We start from the raw sequence: 21388 nt of genomic DNA, 5'->3' as shown, positions 1-21388 counted from the left end.
GAGATGGGCCAGTTGCAGTCCAGCATGCGCGACATGACCGTGAGCCTGCGCGAGCTGATCGGCGGCATCGACCAGGGTGTCGGCCACCTGTCGCAGGCGGCCTCACAGCTGGCGGCCAGCAGCGAAGACACCAAGCTGCGCATCAGCCAGCAACGCGAAGAAACTGACCAGGTGGCCACCGCCATGAACCAGATGAGCGCGACCGTGCAGGAAGTCGCGCAAAATGCCGAGCAGGCCTCCATGGCCGCGACCAACGCCGACCAGCAGGCGCAGATGGGCGATCAGGTGGTGGCCGAAGCCATCGGCCGCATTGAGCAACTGGCCGGGCAGATGGACCATTGCCTGGCGGCCATGCAGCACCTGGCGGGCGAGAGCCAACGCATTGGCAGCATCCTAGATGTGATCAAGTCGGTGTCCGAACAGACCAACCTGCTTGCCTTGAACGCGGCGATCGAAGCGGCACGGGCTGGTGAAGCCGGGCGTGGCTTTGCCGTGGTGGCCGATGAGGTGCGGGGTTTGGCCCAGCGTACCTCTACGGCAACCGAAGAGATTGGGCAGCTGATCGACAGCCTGCACAGCGGTACTGACGAAGTGAACCGTTTACTGGACAGCAGCAAGAGCCTGACCGAGCAGAGCGTAGAGCTGAGCCGCAAAGCCGGGCATGCGCTGGGGCAGATCACCGACACGGTGTCGAGTATTCAGGGCATGAACCAGCAGATCGCCACGGCCAGTGAAGAGCAAAGCGTGGTGGCCGAGCAGATCAACCGCAGTGTGCTGAATGTGCGCGATGTGTCGGACCAGACTAGCGCGGCCAGTGAACAGACGGCGGCGTCGAGCGGGGAGCTGGAGCAGTTGGGGCGGCAGTTGCGGGGGATGGTGGGGCGGTTCAGCCTTTAATACTGCTTGTGTTCATGCGCCTCCCTGTAGGAGCAGCCTTGTGCTGCGAAGAGGCCGGTAGACTACCCGTGATCTTCGCAGCGCTTACCGGCCTCTTCGCAGCACAAGGCTGCTCCTACAGGGCTGTCGTTACAGTACCTGACGCAGAAACGCCTGCGCGCGCGGGTCCTTCGGTGCATCGAAGAACTGCGCCGGTGAGGCATCTTCCAGCAACTTGCCGTGATCGAAGAACAGCACCCGGTCCGCCACTTCACGGGCAAAGCCCATTTCGTGGGTGACGCAGACCATGGTCATGCCTTCCTGGGCCAGGGTCTTCATCACGTCCAGCACCTCGCCGACCATTTCCGGGTCGAGCGCCGAGGTCGGCTCGTCGAACAGCATCACCTTCGGCTCCATCGCCAGGGCGCGGGCGATCGCCACCCGCTGCTGCTGGCCGCCAGAGAGTCGCGACGGGTACTCGTTGGCTTTCTGCGAAATACCTACTTTTTCCAGCAGCGCACGGGCCTTGGCCTCGCGCTCGGCCTTGCCGCGCTTGCGCACGACTTTTTGCGCCAGGCACAGGTTTTCCAGCACGGTCATGTGCGGGAACAGGTTGAAATGCTGGAACACCATGCCGACTTCGCGGCGGTAGGCGTTGATGTCGGTCTTCGGGTCGGCCAGTTGCAAGCCATCGATGGCGACAACGCCTTCGTCGAAATGCTCCAGGCCGTTGAGGCAGCGCAGGAAGGTCGACTTGCCCGACCCCGAGGGGCCAAGCACCACCACCACTTCGGCCTTGGCCACGCGCGTGGTGACGTTGTCCACCGCACGCACGACGTGGCCGCGGGTGTCGAAGACTTTTACCAGATCACGGACTTCAATCACTTTGCGCAAGCCTCCGCTCGAGCCGGCTGGCCAAATGCGACAGCGGCAGGTTGATCAGCAGGTACAAGCCTGCCACGCAGAACCAGATCTCGAACGTCGAGAACGAGGTGGTGATGGCCTCGCGGCCGCTCTTGGTCAGTTCGGTAATGGCAATTACCGACACCAGCGAGGTGTCCTTGACCAGGCTGATGAACTGGCCAGCCAAGGGCGGCAGCACACGCTTGAAGGCCTGGGGCAGGATCACGTGGCGCATCGACTGGCTGGCGTTCAAGCCCAGCGAACGGGCCGCCTCGTTCTGGCCGCGGGCAATCGACTGCACGCCGGCACGCACGATCTCGGCGACATAGGCGCCGGTGAACAGCGCCAGCGCAGCCACCCCGGCGAACTCGCGGGACAGGTTGAGCACAGTGCCGATGAAGAAGTAGAAGATGAAAATCTGTACCAGCAGCGGTGTGCCGCGCACCAGTTCGACGTAAACGGTCGACAGGTCACGCAGGGTCGGGTTGTTCGACAGCCGGCACAGGCCCGCGAACAGGCCGATCACCAGGCCCAGGGCACCGGACACCACCGACAGCCACAACGTGGTCCACAGGCCCCACGCCAACGGGCCGGCCGCCCAGTGGCGGGTAACACCGATCTGGTCGCCCTCAGCAACATCATCGCCACGGCTCAGCAGCAGGCTGTTGCTGTCGACGTCGAGCACCTGCTCGGCGCCCCCTTCTTCTTTCAGCGTTACGCGGGCAGTGTCACCGGAAACGACGATGTCCTGCACGGTGCCGTAGCCGGCCGCGCGCTGGGCTTCTTCGGCCTGGTAGGCAAAGTACTGCGGGACGCGGTTCCAGCGCCACTCGTAAGACATCATCGAGGTGGCCAGGTACAGGCTGACCGCCAGGCCCACCAACACCAGCGCGGTCAGCGCGTGCCAGGGCCACTGGGCTTTTTTGTGTTTGATCACGTGGGGTACTTCCGTAAATGCGAACGCGCAGGGTTTGCCTGCGCGTTGGGGTCAAAGGCTGGGCTTGTGGCCTGGGCCTTATTCCATTTCCTTCAGCCAGTCCTTGTTCTTGAACCACTTGTCGTGGATACGATCGTAGGTCCCGTCATGCTTGATCTGGTGCAGGAAGTTGTTGATGAAGTTGATGCTGTCGTAATCGCCCTTCTTCAGGCCGAACGCCAGTGGCTCGTAGGTGAAGGGTTCTTCGAGGAACAGCAGCTTGCCAGCGCCGGCCTTTTCCACCGCCACCACGTTGTACGGGGCATCGTAGACGAAGGCATCGGCCTTGCCGTTGACCACGTCCATCACCGCTTCCTGCTCGTTGTCATAACCGTGGTACTTGGCTTTGCCGATCAGCTTCTTGGAAACCATCTCGCCGGTGGTGCCGAGCTTGGAGGTGATGCGGTACTTCTCGTTGTTCAGGTCTTTGTAGGTCTTGATCTCGCCTGCCAGCTCCTTGCGGATCAGCAGGGTCTGGCCGACCACGATGAAGGGTTCGCTGAAGTTCAGGCGCAGGTTGCGTTCCTGGGTCAGGGTCATGCCGCTGCCGATCATGTCGAACTTGTTGGTCAGCAGGGCTGGGATGATGCCGTCATAGGCGGTGGAGACCGTCTCCAGCTTGACGCCCATGGACTTGGCCATGGCCTTGAGGATATCGACTTCGAAGCCGATGATCTCGCCACGCTTGTTGGTCATCTGGAACGGCATGTAGGTAGGGTCCATGCCCACTTTCAGGGTGCCGCGCTTGACCGCGTCTTCGATGGCGCCAGCCTGGGCTGCCGAGACCGCGACCAGGGCGGTGACACCGACCAGCAGTCGCGAAAGGTATTTCTTGATCATCACCAAGTCCCCTAGCAAGAAAAGAAGCAAATCTTATTGTTGGCACGGCCGTACGGCCGAAGCGTTCTATCGGAGAGGGATGCTAACGCATGGCGGCCCGGGGACCTAGAGCTGGGGGGGACTTTGTTGGCCAAAATCCATAGGTAGCGGGAAGATTGGGTAACCCCCATCGCCGGCAAGCCGGCTCCCACAGGGCCCCACATAGCTCAAGGCTTGTGGCGTACCGGTGGGAGCCGGCTTGCCGGCGAATGGGCCGCAGTGCGGCCCCCGGGGTCTATCAGGCGCCGACGAGTGCCGGTTGGCCTTCATTCTCTGGATGCAACGGCAACAACGGCGAGTGCGGGTCGTTGTCGATCGACGCACGCCACACATCGATCCACGCCGCGTTGTGCCCAGCCCAGACCTGCTCATGCAGGCGCGACAAGGCAACCGGGTCGCTGAGCAAGGCCAGGCGGGTGCTGAGGTCGAGCCCTTGCGGGCCCACTTCCAGCGCCTTGGCCACACGCTCGGCACGCAGCGCTTCGATCGGCGCTGCCTGGCCATGGCGAGCTGTCGCCATGGCGCAGGCCAGGGCGTTCTGCCGTGGGTCGACCACTGCCCGCACGAAGCCGTCATGCAGGGCATGCCAGCGGTTTTCGTGGGTGTACTGGTCGGTTGCCAGCAGCTCTTGCGGCGTGGCGTATTCCTCAGGGATCAGGAACAGCTTCTCGTCCTTGGCCGCCAGGCCCAGGCGGGTACGGCTGGAAATCACCGACACCGGGATTGACAGCACCAGCGAACCCACGATCGGCGCCAGCCACCACAGGAAGCTCGGGTTCAGCCAGGCCACCAGCGCTGCCCAGGCAAAGCCCAGCAGGGTTTGCGGGCCATGGCGGCGCACAGCCTCGCTCCACGGCGTGGAGTCGTCGTCACGCTGCGGCGAGTTCCAGGTCGCGGCCCAGCCGAGGAACGCGGCCAGCACGAAGCGGGTGTGGAAGATCATGCGCACCGGCGCCAGCAGCATGGAGAACAGCATCTCCATCAGCATCGACAGGGTAACCTTGATGCGCCCGCCAAACTCGACCGCGCCCTTGGCCCAGATCAGGATGATGCTGAGCAGCTTGGGCAGGAACAGCAGCACGATGGTGGTGGAGAACAGCGCGACGGCCTTCTCCGGGTGCCATTGCGGCCACAGCGGGTAAAGCTGGTACGGCTCGATGAAGTACTGCGGCTCCATCAAGGTGTTGGTCGCCAGCAGCGCCGTCGACAGCACCAGGAAGAAGAACCACAACGGCGCCGACAAGTACGACATCACGCCGGTGAGGAACACCGCACGGTGCACCGGGTGCATGCCCTTGACCAGGAACAGGCGGAAGTTCATCAGGTTGCCGTGGCACCAGCGGCGGTCGCGCTTGAGCTCGTCGAGCAGGTTCGGCGGCAGCTCTTCGTAACTGCCCGGCAGGTCATAGGCAATCCACACGCCCCAGCCGGCACGGCGCATCAGCGCGGCTTCGACGAAGTCGTGCGAGAGGATCGCACCGGCGAACGCACCCTTGCCCGGCAACGGCGCCAAGGCGCAGTGCTCGATGAACGGCTTCATGCGGATGATCGCGTTGTGGCCCCAGTAGTGCGACTCGCCCAGCTGCCAGAAGTGCAGGCCGGCGGTGAACAGCGGCCCATACACGCGGGTGGCGAACTGCTGCATGCGCGCATACAGGGTGTCCATGCCCGACGCCTTGGGCGCGGTCTGGATGATGCCGGCGTCCGGGTTGGCCTCCATCAGGCGCACCAGGCTGCTCAGGCACTCGCCGCTCATGACGCTGTCGGCGTCGAGCACGACCATGTACTTGTACTCGCCACCCCAGCGACGGCAGAAGTCGTCGAGGTTGCCGCTCTTGCGCTTCACCCGGCGCCGTCGGCGGCGGTAGAAGATGCGGCCAAAGCCTTTGGTCTCGCGGCACACGTCCAGCCAGGCCTGTTGCTCGGCCACGGCGATGTCGGTGTCGTTGGTGTCGCTGAGCACGAAGAAGTCGAAACGGTCGAGGTTGCCGCTGGCGGCCACCGACTCGAACGTTGCCCGCAGGCCGGCGAACACACGCGGCACATCTTCGTTGCAAATCGGCATGACCAGCGCGGTGCGTGCCTCGGGCGCGATCGGCTCATTGCCGGCACTGCTGCCGGAAATGCGGTACTTGTCGCGACCGGTGAGCAGCTCGAGGAAGCCCATCAACGCGGTCCAGAAGCCCGCCGACACCCAGCAGAACAGGATGCCGAACAGAATCAGGATGGACGTCTGCAAGGCATACGGCCAGACCTGCACGACGGTATCCCACAGCGGCTGGTTGACCACCTCGTCGAGGTCGACGAACGACCAGCCCTGGTACGGCAGGATGCCCTTCATGTACCAGCCGGCAACGATGGTCTGGCCGATCATCAGGGTCAGCAGGATATAACGGCGGATCGAGCCGACCGTGCGCCAGCGGGCCTTGGGCAGCTCGCGCTGCTCTGGCTGCGGCGCGTTGGTGCGCCCGGTCATGCGGCGCCACATGCGAATCAGCACGTTGGTGCGCCAAGGCTCGGGCACGACACGGGTGCGCTTGATCGGCGGTGCGATTTTCAGGCACAGCCGGCCGCTGCCGTCGACGCCGAGCATTTCGGCGTCTTCAAGTTCGGCGGCGCTGCCCACGGTCAACCGCGGGCCCACCGAAGCCTGCACGGCCTCGGTGGCGTTGGCGGCCGGGTTGGCCGCCAGGCGTTGGTGCAGCTCACTGAACGAGGTGCAGCTGGCGAGTTCCGCGCGCTGCTCATCGCTCAGTGGGAGGTGGGCCAGGTATTCGCCAAGCGATACCGGCCTTGCGCTTGAGTTACTCATCGGCAGGCAACTGATAGGTCCAGGTCTCGGTCAGCACTTTTTCGGTGGTGGCCGGGGTACCGTTGGTGGACGCCGCATCGGCGGCAGGTTGTTCGGCCTTGGCGTCTTTCTCGGCCTTGGCATGCTTGGCAGCGGCCTTGTCCTGCTTGGCGTCCTTGGCAGCAGGCTTGGCAGGCTCGACAGGCACGTCGCGCACCAGCGCAGCGCGCATTTCCGTCGATTTGTTGGCTTCCTTGACCTTCAACCGCAGGGTCAGGCGCCAGCCTTTGCTCTCTGGGTTATAGCGCAGGTTGTTCTCGACCACCTCGGCGTTGTCGCCGACGCTGACCTGGCTACGTACCGCGGCGTCTTCTGGCAGGGCTGCCAGGTTGGCACCGGCGAAGTCGACGATGAACGCCACGCTGCCGTCAGGCTGACGGATCAGGTTGGACTGTTTGACGTCGCCCGTGGAACGCAGGGTCTGGGTAACCGAGGCCAGGTCCTGGGCCTGGAACTGCGCTTCCTGGATGGTCCAGTGCAGGCGGTAGTCGTACTCGAACGGCTTGCCTGGCTCCGGCAGGGTCTCTGGGCTCCAGAAGGCCACGATGTTGTCGTTGGTCTCGTCGGCAGTCGGGATTTCGACCAGGTCGACGGTGCCCTTGCCCCAGTCACCTTTTGGCTCGATCCAGGCGCTTGGGCGCTTCTGGTAGTTGTCATCGAGGTCTTCATAGTCCTTGAAGTCGCGATGACGCTGCATCAGGCCGAAACCACGCGGGTTCTCGACGCTGAAGTTGCTCACGGCCAGGTGTTTCGGGTTGTTCAGCGGGCGCCACAGCCACTCGCCGTTGCCGGCATGGATCGACAGGCCTTCGGAGTCGTGCAAGGCCGGGCGGTAGTTCATGACCCGGGAAGGCTGGTTAGGGCCGAACAGGTACATGCTGGTGAGCGGCGCGATGCCCAGGCGGCTGACGTGGTCACGCAGGTAGACCCGCGACTTGACGTCGACCACGGTGTCGCTGCCCGGACGCAGGGTCAGTTTGTAGGCACCGGTGGAGCGCGGCGAGTCCAGCAGGGCGTAGATCACCAGGTGCTTGTCGGTAGCCTTCGGCTTCTCGACCCAGAACTCGGTGAACCGCGGGAACTCCTCGCCCGACGGCAGCGCGGTGTCGATGGCCAGGCCACGGGCCGACAGGCCGTACACATGGCCCTTGCCGACCACGCGGAAATAGCTGGCGCCAAGCAGGGTCATGATCTCGTCCTGCTTGTCGGCCTTGTTGATCGGGTAAAGCACGCGGAAACCGGCATAGCCCAGGTTCTTGGTGGTTTCCGGGTCGTGCGGCACGTCACCGAACTCGAAGCGGCTCGGGTCGTACTTGATCTCTTCGACCTTGGTGGCGGTGACTTCGTTGATTTTCACCGGGGTGTCGAAGTGCATGCCCTGGTGGTAGAACGACAGCTTGAAGGGGGTCTTGTCCTTGGCCCACTCGGCCTTTTCCTGCAGGAAGTGAATCTTCTGGTAGTCGGCGAACTTCATGTCGCGGAACACCGCAGGCAGATTGCTCTTCGGTGCTTCGTACTTCTGGCCGGCCAGATCCTTTGCCTTGGCTGCAACATCGTCAAGATTGAATGCCCACAGCTGGCCCGCGTTCATCAGGCCGACCAGTGCCACACTGGCCATCAGGGCCTTACGTAGCCGAATGCCGGGGATTCTTGATGCTTTATGGGGACTAACAATCACGAGCAACCCTCGCCGAAAACAGATCATGAAACCAACGGCCAGCGACTAATGCCGGGTTGGCGAGCACTGTTCGGACCCCGTGAGGGCGTAATGATTCCCCAAACGGATCCAGACAATGCTCGAGTCAGAGTGAAACGAACCTGCGAACGCAGGTCCATGCAGCGCGCGATTATCCAGCAGGTCGCGTGACAACGCATCAGGCTGGACTAACTATTTATCGTACAAAACCCCTTGTTCTCCTACAAACAAGGGGTTTTTGAGCTCATATTTGTAACATAAATGTTACGGGGCCATCATTGACCAGGTGCACCTGCATGTCCGCACCGAAGCGCCCACTGGCCACCTTGGCGTGCTGGCCCTTCGCTTGCGCTAAAAGATAGTCGAACAACTCGGCACCGAGGGCAGGCGGTGCCGCCGTCGAGAAGCCCGGCCGCATGCCGCTGCGCGTGTCCGCCGCCAAGGTGAACTGCGACACCAGCAGCAAACCGCCCCCGACATCCTTGAGCGACAGGTTCATCTTGCCCTGCTCGTCGCTGAACACGCGATAGTTAAGCAGCTTGTGCAACAGCTTATCGGCATGTTCCCGGGTATCTTCAGGTTCGACGGCCACCAGCACCAGCAGGCCCTGATCGACGGCGCCGACGATCTCGCCGGCCACCTCTACCCGCGCGCCACGCACGCGTTGCAACAGCCCCTTCATGCTTCTTCCAGGGGCAGGTCGAGCAAACGCCGGGCCATCTGGTCGGCGGCGCGCACCAGGGCATCGGTGATGCCGGGCTCGGAGGCCGCATGGCCGGCATCGCGAATGACTTTCAGCTCACTGTTGGGCCAGGCCTGGTGCAGCGCCCAAGCGTTGTCCAGCGGGCAGATCACGTCGTAGCGGCCGTGCACGATCACCGCCGGCAGGTGGGCGATCTTGGGCATGTCGCGGATCAGCTGGTCCGGCTTGAGGAAGGCATTGTTCATGAAATAGTGGCATTCGATGCGGGCAATCGACAGCGCCCGCTGCGGCTCGGAGAAGCGGTCGACCACCAGCGGGTTGGGGCGCAGCGTGGCCGTACGGCCTTCCCAGGTGGACCAGGCCTTGGCGGCGTGCATCTGGGCGATCTGGTCGTTGCCGGTCAGGCGCTTGTGGAAGGCCTTGACCAGGTCGCCGCGCTCTTCTGGCGGGATCGGCGCAATGTAGTCCTGCCAGTAGTCGGGGAACAGGCGGCTGGCGCCTTCCTGGTAGAACCATTCGATTTCCTGGGGGCGGCACAGGAAGATGCCGCGCAGAATCAGGCCGTGCACACGCTCGGGGTGGGTCTGGGCGTAGGCCAGGGCCAGGGTCGAGCCCCACGAGCCGCCAAACAGCATCCACTTGTCGATGCCCAGGTGCTTGCGAATGCGTTCCAGGTCTTCGACCAGGTGCCAGGTGGTGTTGTTCTCCAGGCTCGCGTGGGGCGTGGAGCGGCCACAGCCGCGCTGGTCGAAGGTGATGATGCGGTACAGGTTGGGGTCGAAGTAGCAACGGCTCTGCGCGTCACAACCGGCGCCCGGGCCACCGTGGATGAATACCACGGGCAAACCTTCCGGCGAGCCACTTTCGTCGACATACAGCACATGCGGCGCTTCCACGGCCAGATCGTGCCGGGCGTAGGGTTTGATCTGCGGGTAGAGGGTCTGCATTGCGCACTCCGTGTGAGGATTAAGTCTGCCGTTGGGCATCATAAACCTGAATTGCGCTTTGAGCATGTCCTGTTGCCATCCTTGGCCCTATCACGCTTGCGAGGCGGATGGCGGCGCCCGTCAGCCCGGGAAAAACACATAACTACCTCAGTGGCCCCGGCCTGCTGAACATACTTGCGAGCCCACCCAAGCTTGGAGGCTCTTGTATGAACCCGTCTTCCCCTACCCCCTCGCGCAACACGCCTTTGCACGCCGCACGGATAGGCCACGCCACCCCGCCATGGCTGAAGGCTGCCTCCAGCGAGGTGTACCAGTCGCTACGCGACGCGCAGGGCAAGGTACCGCCGTGGTTTGCAGCAGCGCTGCAGGATCAACCAGACATCGCACGCGCGCTGGCTCAAGAACATGCCCAGCACCGCAGCCACGCGGCGCAGGTCAAGGCGCTGTTCGCCTCGCTGCCAGACCTGCACACCTTCGCCAGCGAGCAACTCACACAAGCCATCAAGGCACGCTTCGACCTGGATGTTGAGGTGTCCAACACCTACTTGGTCGATGCCAGGCTGATTGAGACGGAACACGCAAGCGATGCCCGACAAGCCGTCGACCGGGCAACCCGGTCGCTCCTGCAATGGGCATTGCACAATTTTGATGCTGACGCGTGCGCAGTGGATGGCATGGATGCGCCGCAGGCCTTGCTGAAAAAGTCGGTGGTGCTGGACCACCGGCGCTTCATGGGCACCGTGCCCTTGACCAATACCGTGGCGATTCCCGCACACGCGTTCGCCGAGCTGTGCCGTACCTTGGACATCGGTGGGCGCTATCACCAGCAGGTCTATGACATTTACTACCCGGCCCCAACCGGCGACCAAGGGCCCCATGAGGCGGCCCTGCAGGTGTACGAAACACTCGCCCGTGCCGAGCAATCCGCGTTCAGGCAAAGCCTGCACAGCGCCTGGTTGCAGGGGCATATCAGCCAGGGCTTTTATGACGCGGCGCTGGCCGCCCCGTTGGACGCGCCGCTGCCGCACACCGGCAGCTCACTCACGTTCAGCCTGCTGACATTGTGGGAGGTCGAAATTGTCGGCATGGCAGTGCTGCAGTTGCAGCCCGACAGTGGCTCACAAAACGCCAGGGTCGCACTGTACAACCCCGACGACCCGCACACCCCGCTGAAGGAATACGCCTCTTTCGACGCACTGGAAGCCGCGCTGCGCGACGCGCTCCGACTGGACATCCATTACCTGGACAACTGCCTGGCGGCCCGGGACAAACCGTCGATCCAGCAAAAGCTCCAGGACCGGTTGACCCCCATGGGCTGGAGCACCCGCGGCCTGCATGAGCGGGTCACAGACCCGCAGGCAACGCTCGAGCCGATACCGCACAAGGCCAGGTACTCGTTTCTAGGCACCTTGGTGACACAAAAGGTGGCCCGTCATGAAAAGGACGCCCTCTTCCATGCCGTCCCCACCTGGGCTGTCGACCTACTGTCTGCCAAGCGTCACCGAGAGGCCATCGCCGGGAAGGTACTGACCACGCTGAACATCGCGGGCTTTTTTGTCCCCGGCCTTGGCGAAGCGATGCTCGCGGTGTGCATCGCGCAGCTGGGTTACGAAGTCTATGAGGGCATCGAAAGCTGGAGCAACGACGACAGGGAGCAAGCCCACCGCTACCTGATCGATGTGATGGAAAACACCGCTACCCTGGCTGCCTGGGCGGCGGCGGGCTATGTCGTGAAGGAAGGGATCGGTGCTGTGCTGGCAGGTAAGCCAGAGGCCCCCGTGCTTGAAATCCCCGAAGTGGATACCCCTTCTTACATCGAGGAACTCGAAGAAGTCGATTTGCCGGATGGCGACACCCGGTTGTGGAAACCCGACCTTGCCCCCTTCGCCCACGATACGCCCTTGCCAGCGGGCCTTGAGCCGGATGAAACCGGGCTGTACAGCCATGCCGGCAAGCGTTGGCTGATGCTGGAGGGCCAGCTGTATGCCGTGAAGCAAACCCCGCCGAGCAATGCCTACCGGATCGAACACCCGCGCAGGCCCCAGGCCTACACACCGGCCTTGCAGCACAACGGCGCCGGCGCCTGGCTGCATGAGCTGGACAGGCCCCTGGCGTGGCAAGGCATGGCGCTGTTCCGGCGGGCCGGGCACCTTTCTGCGGCGTTCGATGAAGCCACAGCGACACGCATCCTGCAGGCCTGCGGCATTGACGAAGCGGTGTTGCGCCGGTCGGTCGCTGACAGCCAGCGCCTGCCCGCGCTGCTGGAAGATACCTTGACCCGCTTCAACCTGGACCAGCAGATCGGGCAATTGCCTGCGGACGCTGAGCCTGGCCTGCCAGGTGCCGAGTTCGAGGCCCGCTATCGTCAGCTACCTGCCACCCAGGCCCCTGGCGCCAGTGTGATTCAGCACATTTATCCACAGCTTCCCGACGCCATCACCCAGGAGTTGTTGCGCAACGCCAACCCGCTTGAGCTGCAACAGTTGGTGGACGGGCGAGTGCCCCTGCGCATTGGGCAAGAGATCCACCTTTATCAGGCGAACGTCCGGCTAACGCGTGCGTATGAAGGGGTGTATCTGCAGAGCCTGCGCAACTGGGACACCGATCAACTGGTGGTGCAGACGCTCGGGCAACTGCCCGGCTGGCCAGCCGATATCAGCCTCGTGCTTGAACAGCGCCAGCACTCGCCCATCCAGCTCACGCGTCGCGGGCCGCCGGACGGGCCAGGCCGCACCACGATCGTCAGTGCCAGAGCAGGCTATATCGTGCTCGGCAATGACCAACCGGATGCACAGGTTGTCGCGCACAATTCCCTGTATGGCGCGCTGTTCGAGGTACTGAGTGCCACTCAACGCGAAGCGCTGGGTATCGTCGACGAGCAAGGCCTCAGGCACTTGGTTCAACAGGCGCCGCCGATGCCACGTTCGGCCTTGCGCAAGGTGCTTGGCATGCAAGCCGTGCGCCCAGGCTTTCGCTCGCCGCTGCGCCTGGCCGATGGTCGGCTGGGCTACCCCCTCGGCGGCATGCGCCCCCGCGCCGCGAGCATTTCACGGCACACCTTGCTTAGCTCGATTCGGCAGATAGGCCAACACGCGCCCAACCCCCGGCCTGCCGAGCAGATTCTCAGCGCGCTGGAGCACAGGGCCCTCACCCGCGCCGAGATCGAAGACAGGCTCAACACCTTGCTGGAACAACGCGATGAGCTGCATAGCCGGCTGGACGACTGGCGACAGATAGCGGCGCTGACGCCTCGTCAGGCCCCGGATGATTTAGAGCGGGTGTTGAATGCAGTCGCTCAGCATTGGTACGAACGCGCCTTCCTCACACCCAACGACATCGCGCCGCCCCTTCGCCTGGAACGCCTGTCGCTGGACGATTTCCCGCTCAACCTGCCGGAATTCTTCACGGCCAACGTCACTGACCTACAACTGATCGAAACAGCCCCCGAACACTTTGCCGGCTGGAGCCACCACGCCCCCCACCTCAATGGCCTGCTGCGACAGTTCGCAAACCTGCGGTCGCTGGAGATCAGCCGCGCCTACCGGCCTGAGGCCTTGCCTTCGCCGTTTCAGTTCAGCCTGCCGGTGATTGCCCAGCACCTGCCCGCGCTCGAATCGCTGAGCCTGACCCATCAGAACCTCTCGCTGTCCTCGACCGACATCGACAGCCTGGCGGGGCTCACTCACCTGCGCCGGCTGGACCTGAGCGGCAACCGCTTGTCCGAGCAGTACCCGCCGCGTTTCAACGAACTGTCACTCGACTACCTGGGCTTGGATAGCCTGGCGTTGGACCACTGGCCAGAGGGGGTGGGGTTCAACGCCGTGACCCAAATACGTCGCATTGGGCTGCGCAATAATCAGATCACGATGCTGCCACGCTTCCTGCTGGACAACCGAATCCACCTCGCCGATCACGCCGTGCTCTCACTGCAGGGCAATCACCTGTTCGAGGACGACCTGCTGCGCGTGATGATGAGCGAAGATGGCCGCGCCTCCCGCTTCGAGGTGGACCGCAGCGAAGCCTTCAGCGCCCGCCTCGCCCTGCAACTGCAACGTCGCCAGCAGTTACGCAATGTCATCGACGACTACGTGAACGCCTCCAGCTCCAGCACGCCGGTCAGCCAGGCCGTGATGGCCACCAGGACCCGTGTGGCAACGGCATTGAACGAATTCTGGCATTACCAGGAGATCGGGCTGACGCGTGCAGCCCTGCGCCTGAACGACATTGCACTCGAGCATTTCCCCAGGCTGTTGCCGGCATTTTTCACCGAACAGGTGCATAACCTTGCACTTGAGCGGGTAAGCGGCTCTACCGCCCAGCTCGACGGGCTGTTCCGCCAGTTCCCGCAGGTGACGCGCCTGTCTGTCGATGCTTACCAGCAGGCAGAGCAGACACTGCCTTCGGCCCTGCTGCGCCTGCCCGGGCTGACTGACATTGCCTTGCGCAACGCTGGCCTGGTGATCGACCAGCAGGTGATCAATACGCTGGGTCGCCTGCCCACGCTCAATTCGTTGGACCTCACTGGCAACCGCATGGGGCTGATCACACAGGCACCGGCAACGCTGCAAACGCTACGCCGCCTCGACCTGAACGCCATGGCCCTGGACCAATGGCCGAGCTGGGTGGACAGCCTACTGCCGCTAGAGCTGCTAGACCTCAGTGAAAACCGCCTCACCGAATTGCCTGCGCACATCCTGGCCAACCTCGACAACAACTTCCCCATCAGCTCGATCTTGCTGTTCAGCAACCCGCTCAGCGACGAAGCCGTCATGCGCGCTCGCGCGTCCTCGGATAGCCAGCACAGCTTTACCTTTGGCATCGACCTCTCGGACAGCATGAGCGAATCCTCGACAGAAGGCGCGATGGCCGGCCACTTCCACTTACCCTTCCTGGACCCCGCTGCCGATGCGCCCAACCTGCAGGACTGGCTGCTCGCCTCGGACGTCGAAAACGAGGCCCTGAAGGATTGCTGGGACGCCCTCCAGGCATCGGGCAATGCCGGGAACCTTCTGGCGCTGGTAGGCCGCCTGCGCAATGCCGCCCCTTACCAGAATGGCAAAAGCCGTGTGGCGTTCTGCGCACGGGTGCGCAAGGTGTTGGTGAGTGCGGTGGTCAACCCGGACGACCTTGCGCTGTTCAACCATCAGGCCAATGAGGCACTGCTGCAGGAAAACGGCGACCAGACCTGCCACGACGGCGCCTTGCTGGTGTTCCAGAATATCGAGCTGTATATCGCCAACCAGCGTTTGCAGTTCGATGCGGCAGATACCGAAGGCAACCTCTACCGGGAACTGCGCCGTTTGTATCGCCTGCAGGCACTGGATGAAATCGCCAAAAGCGAGACTGCCCGCCGGGATGAAGCAGAGGTGCGCCTCACCTACCGACGCGAGCTGAACACCCCGCTTGACCTGGGCCAACCCGAAGACACCCTGCGTTACGCGATCAGTGCCAGCATCGATGAGTTGGCGCATGCCGAGCTGCAGGTCCAGCGCGGCGAGCTTGGCGAGGATTTCCTGAATTTTGCGGCCGCCAACGCTCGGTGGGTCCAACATTTGCGCCAGGCCTACGCCAGTCGTTTTGCGGAGATCGAGCAAAGCTACCAGGCTCAGGTTGCGGACCTTCCGGATCAGTACCCCGACAGGCCCCTCGACACGCTTACAGAAGCATTCGAGGCGTTGGAACGGATCAAACAAGCCCGCGAGGCACGCCTGATTCGCGAACTCACCTCGTTCGCCAACCCAGACCGCAGGCCACGTTCCTCGACTGAGTAGCCCCACCCGGTAACCGCCGCAGGTAACTAACTACCACTTGGCGATAAGCCCCCCCAGACAGACTCCGACACTGACCAATCAATCGGAGTCTCTCATGCCTGCCATCACTGCCCCTGCCGGAATCGTCGGCGACGACGCCATTAACCCCGCCTACTCACTGATCACAGGGCTCGTCCCCGATTGGTTCAAGGCACTGCCGGCGCACCAGTACGCGGCCTTGCGCAGTGCTACCCAGCAGCCGTTGGACTGGTATGAACAGGCATGCCTGCAAATGCCGGAGACCGTCGCGACCTTTCACGCCGAGCATGCCCACTTCCGCTGGCTCGAATCCCAGAAGCAACACGCCTTGGGGCAATTGACCACACTTGAAACCTTCGCCGAACCCCTGCTCAAAGCAGCCATCACACAGCGTTTTGGGCTGGAGGTGGACGTTCGTCGGGCCGTCCTGTTCCACCCCCAGCTTGCGGACACGCCCTGGTCTTTCGCGAACCTGTCAAAAGACCCAGCAGTGGAGGCCGCCGCCGCCGTGCGCCGAGCCACCCAGCCCTTGCTGACCGCCGCGCTGCAAAACTTCGTGGCTGGCGACACTCAGGCTGGGGGGATGGACCTGAGGCGCATGAAACCAGCCATCTACGACCCCGCCAATGAGGACCCCACGCTGGCGATCGCCCCCCATGAATTCGCTGCACTGTGCCGGGAACTGGACCTGGGCGGGCAGTACCAGAAAACCCTCGAAGCCGTGTTCAACCCCACCTCTTCGGCCGATCAAGCACCGGGGGCAGCCGCCTTCAATCAGCTCGGCCTGCTCAAACGGTGCGAAAGCTCGACGCTGAAGCTGCATGCCTGCGTGGCGTACATGAAAAAGCACATCAGTGAACGCACGTACGGTTTGCTGCTGGACTTTGCGGATAACAAGCGCGTTGTGCAAAACGCCAGCCCGCTGCTGAGCCGTAACCTGCAACTGCGGGATGTCGACCTGACCGGCGTGGTGGCCATCGGCCCGTCGGACGACCAGGGCGGCCTGCACGGGCCCTTCACGGTCTACATTCCCGAAGACCCAGTGTGCCCTCTCAAGGAGTACGCCTCCACGCTCGACTTCGTCAGCGACTTGCGGCACCGAATGTTCAGCCCAGGCTACCTGGACTTCTTCCGTGGCCTGGTGGCCGATGAGCAAGCCGACGCCCTGTTCGCCACCCTTACCGATCGCCTCTATCCGCTGGTGTGGGCCGAGGGCGGGCAACTGAAGGTTCGCCGCCCGGATCGGCAGGCCAAGCTGCACGTGCGCATGCACGACTACAGCCAGTCATTCCTGACCGGGTTCACCCTGCGCAAGGTTCGAAAACTGCAAACGGATGCGCTTTACCATGGCGTGCCCACCGCGGTGATGGACGAAAAGGCACTGGAAGCGCGCCTCGCGTATTTCGCTGGCGGGGTGCTGCAGGCACTGAACATCGGCGCCTTCTTCGTACCCGTGCTGGGCCAGGTGATGATGGTTGTCACCACCTTTCAGCTGGCCTATGAAAGTTACGAGGGTATCGAAAGCTGGAGCCGGGGCGAGCGCGAGCAGGCCTTTGGTTACCTCATGGACGTGGTCGAGAACGTCGCCTTGTTCGCCGCACTCGGCGCCGCCGGCGCCGGTGCTGGCACCACGCCCGCCCTCGAGCGGATACCGGTCGAAACCCCATCGTTCATCGAAGAGCTGCAAAGCGTTACCTTGGCCAATGGCAAGACACGCCTGATCAAGCCTGATATCACGCCCTTTGCCCATGACATCCTGTTGCCTGCCGGCTTGAAACCTGACGCGTTCGGCCTCTATCACTACCAGGGCAAGACTTGGCTGGCGCTGGAAGACCGCGTCTATTCAGTCAAGACCTCACCAGGCAATCCACCCCAACAGCGCATCGAGCACCCGACCAAAGCCATCAGCTACGAGCCCTTGCTGCGCCATAACGAAGCCGGTGCCTGGCAGCATGAGTTCGAACGCCCGCGCCAATGGCAGGGCCACACGCTGTTCCGACGCCTGGGGCCTTCGGCCAGCGGGTTCTCTGAAGAAACCGCCCGACGCATCCTCGCCGTCAGCGATACCCATGAATCCGTCCTGCGCCAGGTACTGACCGAAAACCAGCGCCCGCCAGCACTGCTGGCAGACACCCTGCGCCGCTTCAGGCTCGATCAGGAAGTGTCACAGGACTTGGCCGGCACAGACGCGAACACACGCATCACTGCCTTTCAAGCGCGCTACCAGACACCGCCCGTCGATCAGGCCCCCAGCACCCAGACCATTACCCGCCGCTACCCCGCGCTGCCCGTTGGTATCGCGGACGAGTTGGCGCGCCATGCCAGCCCAGCGGAGCTGGAGCAGTTGCTGGCGGGCAAGGTGCCGTTGCGTCTGGCTCAAGAAATCCATACCTACCAACAGCAGGTACGCCTGGCACGTGCCTACGAGGGGCTCTACCTCGACAATGTGAACAACCCGGACACCGACAGGCTTGTTTTGCACAGTGTGGCGCGTTTGCCTGGCTGGGCTGACGATATCTGCATCGAGGTCCGCCAAAGCAGGTTCACCGGCCCCTTGATCGATCAGGTAGGCGCGCCAGACGGGCTTGTTCGTAAAGTGCTGACTCAACACGCCGATGGCTACCAGACCTACGATGGCGAAGGGCACGAACTGCATGGGCGCGACACGCTCTACTCGGCCATCTTGCATGCTTTGCCCGACGCGAACCGGGCAGCGTTGGGCTTCCCCAATACCTGGGAAGGCCCCGCGCTCAAGCAGCACGTGCAGCAGTTACCGTTACTGCCACGGCCCGCGTTGCGCAAGGTGCTCCACATGCAACCGGCCAAACCAGGCGCAAATTCGCCCATGCGCCTTGCCGATGGACGAGTGGGCTACCCATTGAGCGGCCGCGGCACGCTCGCCAGCACGGTCTTGAGGGAAGACCTGCTGTATCTGATTCGGCTGCTGGCGCTTGAGCAAGACACGCAGAGCGCCGAAGCGGTACTGGCCGCCCTGGAAGACGCTGGGCTGTCACGCGTGCAGATCAGCGACCGCTTGAATGAGCTGATGGCCGAACGTGATGCCCTGGACCAGAGCCTGACCGCCTGGAGCGACGCGGCCCTTGATCTGCCCGACCTGCACAGGCGCCTGGACAGCCGAACCCGCATTCAGGACGCGCTATGGCAGCATTGGCAGGCCACCCACCTACCGGAAATTGGGCGGGGCGCTGCCACGCTGCGCCTGGAGCGCATCCTGCTGATCGACTATCCCGCACAGCTGCCCGCCTTTTTCGAACAACGCATCGTGCGCTTGCAGCTGGTTGATTACCAAGGCACGGGCCTTATGAACTCACACACCCTGGCCGCGAACATCGGCCCGGAACTGCAGGCGGTAGACAACTTCCTGCAGCGCTTCCGGCACCTCACATCCCTGGAAGTCAGCAGCCCTCAAGGGCTCACCTACAGCACCTTGAACCTGCAACCCCGGCAGGCGTTTGCGACACTGCGCGAGCTGCGGCTGCACGACACGCGCCTGGGCCTGAGTGGCGGTTACATCGCAGGGTTGAGTGACCGTTTTCCAAACCTGGAGGTGCTCGACCTGAGTGGCAGCCCGATCAACTACTTCGAGGATACGCCGAACATCGGTAATGTCCGTTTACGTTATCTCGGCCTGGACCGCACAGGCCTGGCACGCTGGCCTGCGTGGCTCAACAACCAATCGCTCGCCATGATCGATCACCTCTCCCTACGTGACAACGCGCTGACTAGCGTGCCCGACGAACTCGCCCTTGCGCCACGAACTGCACAGCCACGTGGGCGCATATCCTTGCAAGGCAACCTGCTGTCGCGTCGAGCTATCTTGACGTTGTTGGCAGATCAGACCCCCGAGGCCAGACAGTTCGACATTGCATTCGACACTCCTCCCAGCATTCAGCAAAGTGCCCAGGTATATCGGCAAGATCAACAGGAGGTGCTGGCCATCTTCGACAACTGGGCCAATGCCTCGAGCTCGTCCAACCCCTTAAGCGAGCAGGCTAGCGCAGCCAGAAGGCAAATCGGCGAGGCATGGCTTGCGTTCATGCGCACTGACTTCCTGGGGACCACGGGCCCATTGCAGTTAACCGACATTTCGCTGAGTAACTTCCCACCGCAATTTCCGCCGCACCTGTACGCCCGCGTGCGCGAACTACAGCTGCTGCGCATGACCGCCACCCGCGAGCAGCTCGACAGGCTCCTGGGGCACTTCACACAGCTGGAGGCACTCACCCTCGATGGCCACGTTGCACCGACTGGCGCGCTTCCCAACTTGCTTGCGTCCTTACCCAACCTACACCACCTGACAATCCGTATAGAGGGCGGTCAGATCGATAATGACGCCATGGCAATGTTCGCGCGCATGCCCCAGTTAGAATCGCTCAATCTGGAAGGCAACCGCCTGGCCGCCTCTTTCGACAATGAAAATCTGCGCACGCTGGGCCATCACCTGACCCGGCTCACCTTGGCCAACACCGGCCTGCAAACGTGGCCGGAGTGGGTGGATAGCCTTCTGCCCCTGGACATTCTGGACCTCGACGACAACCAGATCGTCAACCTGCCGGACCACATCCTGTACAACCCTCGCAATGACCATGCGCACACGGAAATATCCCTGCGGGGCAACCCGCTAAGCGATTTCACGATGTCCCGCGCCCATGGCTCTGAAGCGCGTAACAGGTCGTACAGTTTTCTGATGGACCTGCCCGACGAAATTCTTCAGGAGCATTGGCGCGAGCGTCACGACTCGGACAGCGAGTCCGATGACAGCAACGATGATGACAGCGTCGGTTCCGGCGACCATGGCCATGCCCACAGCCCCGCCCTGGAACCTGAAATGGATGCCCCCGACGTCGACGACTGGCTTATGGCAAGCGTGGAGGAAAACGAAGTACACCGCACGGTGTGGGAAACGCTGCAACAGGGCGGCGAAGCGCCGGCATTACTCGAGCTAGTAGGCCGCCTGGCGCACACGGCCTCATACCGCACGCTAGGCACCCGCGCCGATTTCGTCGCGCGCGTCTGGCGCATTCTGGAGGTCGCCGAAAACAGCGCCGAGGAACGTGCACTGTTCAACGGCATGGCCCACGCGGGCGTCGAGCGCAATGGTCAAGGGCTATACCAGACCTGCCACGACGGCGCCTGGCTGGTGTTCAACCAAATGGAGATCAAGGTCTTCACCGAACAGGCACTCAAGGCGCTGCCCGAGCAGTCTCGCGGCCAGGCGCTGTATCGGCTGGTACTGCGCCTCTACCGGCTGGAGGCCGTTGAAACCATCGCCCGCAAACGGGCCGGTACCAGGGACGAGGCCGAAGTGCGCATGGCCTACAAGCTGAACCTGGCAGAGGCTTTGGAGCTGCCACTGGCACCGAAGAAGATGCTCTACCAGGCCTGCGCCAACGTCAGCCCCGCAGAGTTGGATGCTGCTCGGGCGCAGGTACTTGCCGATGAAAGTGGCGACCCGTTCCTGCTATTCGCCGCCCGGCAAGATGCCTGGGTCGACTACCTGCGGGAAACCTATGCGGAGCGTTTCGCCGTATTGGAGCAAGCCTACCAACAGCGCGTGCTGGATGCGCCAGATGAAACACGGGAGCCCGGCGGTGCCAGCCCGACCCTGGAAGCACTGGCGCCGCTGTTCGAACGCCTGAAGCTCGAATACGAACAGAAGGTCGCCCACCTGATACGCGAACTGACCATCACCGAAAGCAACAGGTACGCTTGACGACTGTTGAGCGGCGCGCCGCGCCGCTCAACAT

The 21388-nt window shown here is 63.0% G+C and carries 10 protein-coding genes; 3 read left to right on the top strand and 7 right to left on the bottom strand.

Translation table 11 applies throughout. The features are described 5' to 3' along the window. The first annotated feature begins 3 nt into the window (after positions 1-3). Positions 4-897: a methyl-accepting chemotaxis protein gene (locus QOS90_RS27535; RefSeq protein ID WP_371097099.1), complete on the top strand. Its 894-nt coding sequence runs from the start codon at positions 4-6 to the stop codon at positions 895-897. Between the two features lie 129 nt (positions 898-1026). On the opposite strand, the gene QOS90_RS02590 is transcribed toward QOS90_RS27535, so the two are convergent. From QOS90_RS02590 to pip, 7 genes are all read right to left on the bottom strand, one after another. After that, complete coding sequence (locus QOS90_RS02590) at positions 1027-1761, bottom strand: amino acid ABC transporter ATP-binding protein (RefSeq protein ID WP_027592407.1); 735 nt, start codon at positions 1759-1761, stop codon at positions 1027-1029. After that, positions 1754-2716 carry an amino acid ABC transporter permease gene (locus QOS90_RS02585; RefSeq protein WP_027592406.1) on the bottom strand — a complete coding sequence of 321 codons (963 nt, stop codon included), beginning with the start codon at positions 2714-2716 and terminating at the stop codon, positions 1754-1756. Before QOS90_RS02585 ends, QOS90_RS02590 begins: the two co-directional genes overlap by 8 nt. A 78-nt stretch (positions 2717-2794) precedes the next feature. Next, complete coding sequence (locus QOS90_RS02580) at positions 2795-3592, bottom strand: transporter substrate-binding domain-containing protein (protein ID WP_027592405.1); 798 nt, start codon at positions 3590-3592, stop codon at positions 2795-2797. A 280-nt stretch (positions 3593-3872) separates the two neighbouring features. Continuing rightward, entirely contained in the window at positions 3873-6446 is a 2574-nt protein-coding gene (gene mdoH, locus QOS90_RS02575; RefSeq protein WP_085272262.1) for a glucans biosynthesis glucosyltransferase MdoH, read from the bottom strand. Continuing rightward, positions 6439-8163, bottom strand: a complete 1725-nt coding sequence (locus QOS90_RS02570) for a glucan biosynthesis protein G (protein WP_216642083.1) — start codon at positions 8161-8163, stop codon at positions 6439-6441. The genes mdoH and QOS90_RS02570 overlap by 8 nt, the downstream gene beginning before the upstream one ends. A gap of 262 nt (positions 8164-8425) precedes the next feature. Continuing rightward, positions 8426-8863, bottom strand: a complete 438-nt coding sequence (gene dtd / locus QOS90_RS02565; protein ID WP_027592402.1) for a D-aminoacyl-tRNA deacylase — start codon at positions 8861-8863, stop codon at positions 8426-8428. Further along, positions 8860-9831 carry a prolyl aminopeptidase gene (pip, locus tag QOS90_RS02560; protein WP_085272261.1) on the bottom strand — a complete coding sequence of 324 codons (972 nt, stop codon included), beginning with the start codon at positions 9829-9831 and terminating at the stop codon, positions 8860-8862. The genes dtd and pip overlap by 4 nt, the downstream gene beginning before the upstream one ends. A 206-nt stretch (positions 9832-10037) precedes the next feature. Between pip and QOS90_RS02555 the strand changes: the two genes are divergently transcribed. Then, entirely contained in the window at positions 10038-15602 is a 5565-nt protein-coding gene (locus QOS90_RS02555) for a dermonecrotic toxin domain-containing protein (protein WP_085272260.1), read from the top strand. A gap of 94 nt (positions 15603-15696) precedes the next feature. Further along, positions 15697-21354, top strand: coding sequence for an NEL-type E3 ubiquitin ligase domain-containing protein (locus QOS90_RS02550; RefSeq protein ID WP_085272259.1), 5658 nt, complete (start codon positions 15697-15699; stop codon positions 21352-21354). Positions 21355-21388 lie beyond the last annotated feature (34 nt).

This window comes from Pseudomonas sp. LAIL14HWK12:I10, from assembly GCF_900184205.1.
GTDB classification, from domain to species: domain Bacteria; phylum Pseudomonadota; class Gammaproteobacteria; order Pseudomonadales; family Pseudomonadaceae; genus Aquipseudomonas; species Aquipseudomonas kermanshahensis.
This window is presented reverse-complemented; position numbering and strand designations above follow the sequence as displayed.

What these genes read in the sequence shown, in the direction of transcription:
- QOS90_RS02555 (WP_085272260.1), top strand. Translation starts at nt 10,038, where the DNA reads ATGAACCCGTCTTCCCCTACCCCCTCGCGCAACACGCCTTTGCACGCC.
- mdoH (WP_085272262.1), bottom strand. Translation starts at nt 6,446, where the DNA reads ATGAGTAACTCAAGCGCAAGGCCGGTATCGCTTGGCGAATACCTGGCC.
- QOS90_RS02550 (WP_085272259.1), top strand. Translation starts at nt 15,697, where the DNA reads ATGCCTGCCATCACTGCCCCTGCCGGAATCGTCGGCGACGACGCCATT.
- QOS90_RS27535 (WP_371097099.1), top strand. Translation starts at nt 4, where the DNA reads ATGGGCCAGTTGCAGTCCAGCATGCGCGACATGACCGTGAGCCTGCGC.
- pip (WP_085272261.1), bottom strand. Translation starts at nt 9,831, where the DNA reads ATGCAGACCCTCTACCCGCAGATCAAACCCTACGCCCGGCACGATCTG.
- dtd (WP_027592402.1), bottom strand. Translation starts at nt 8,863, where the DNA reads ATGAAGGGGCTGTTGCAACGCGTGCGTGGCGCGCGGGTAGAGGTGGCC.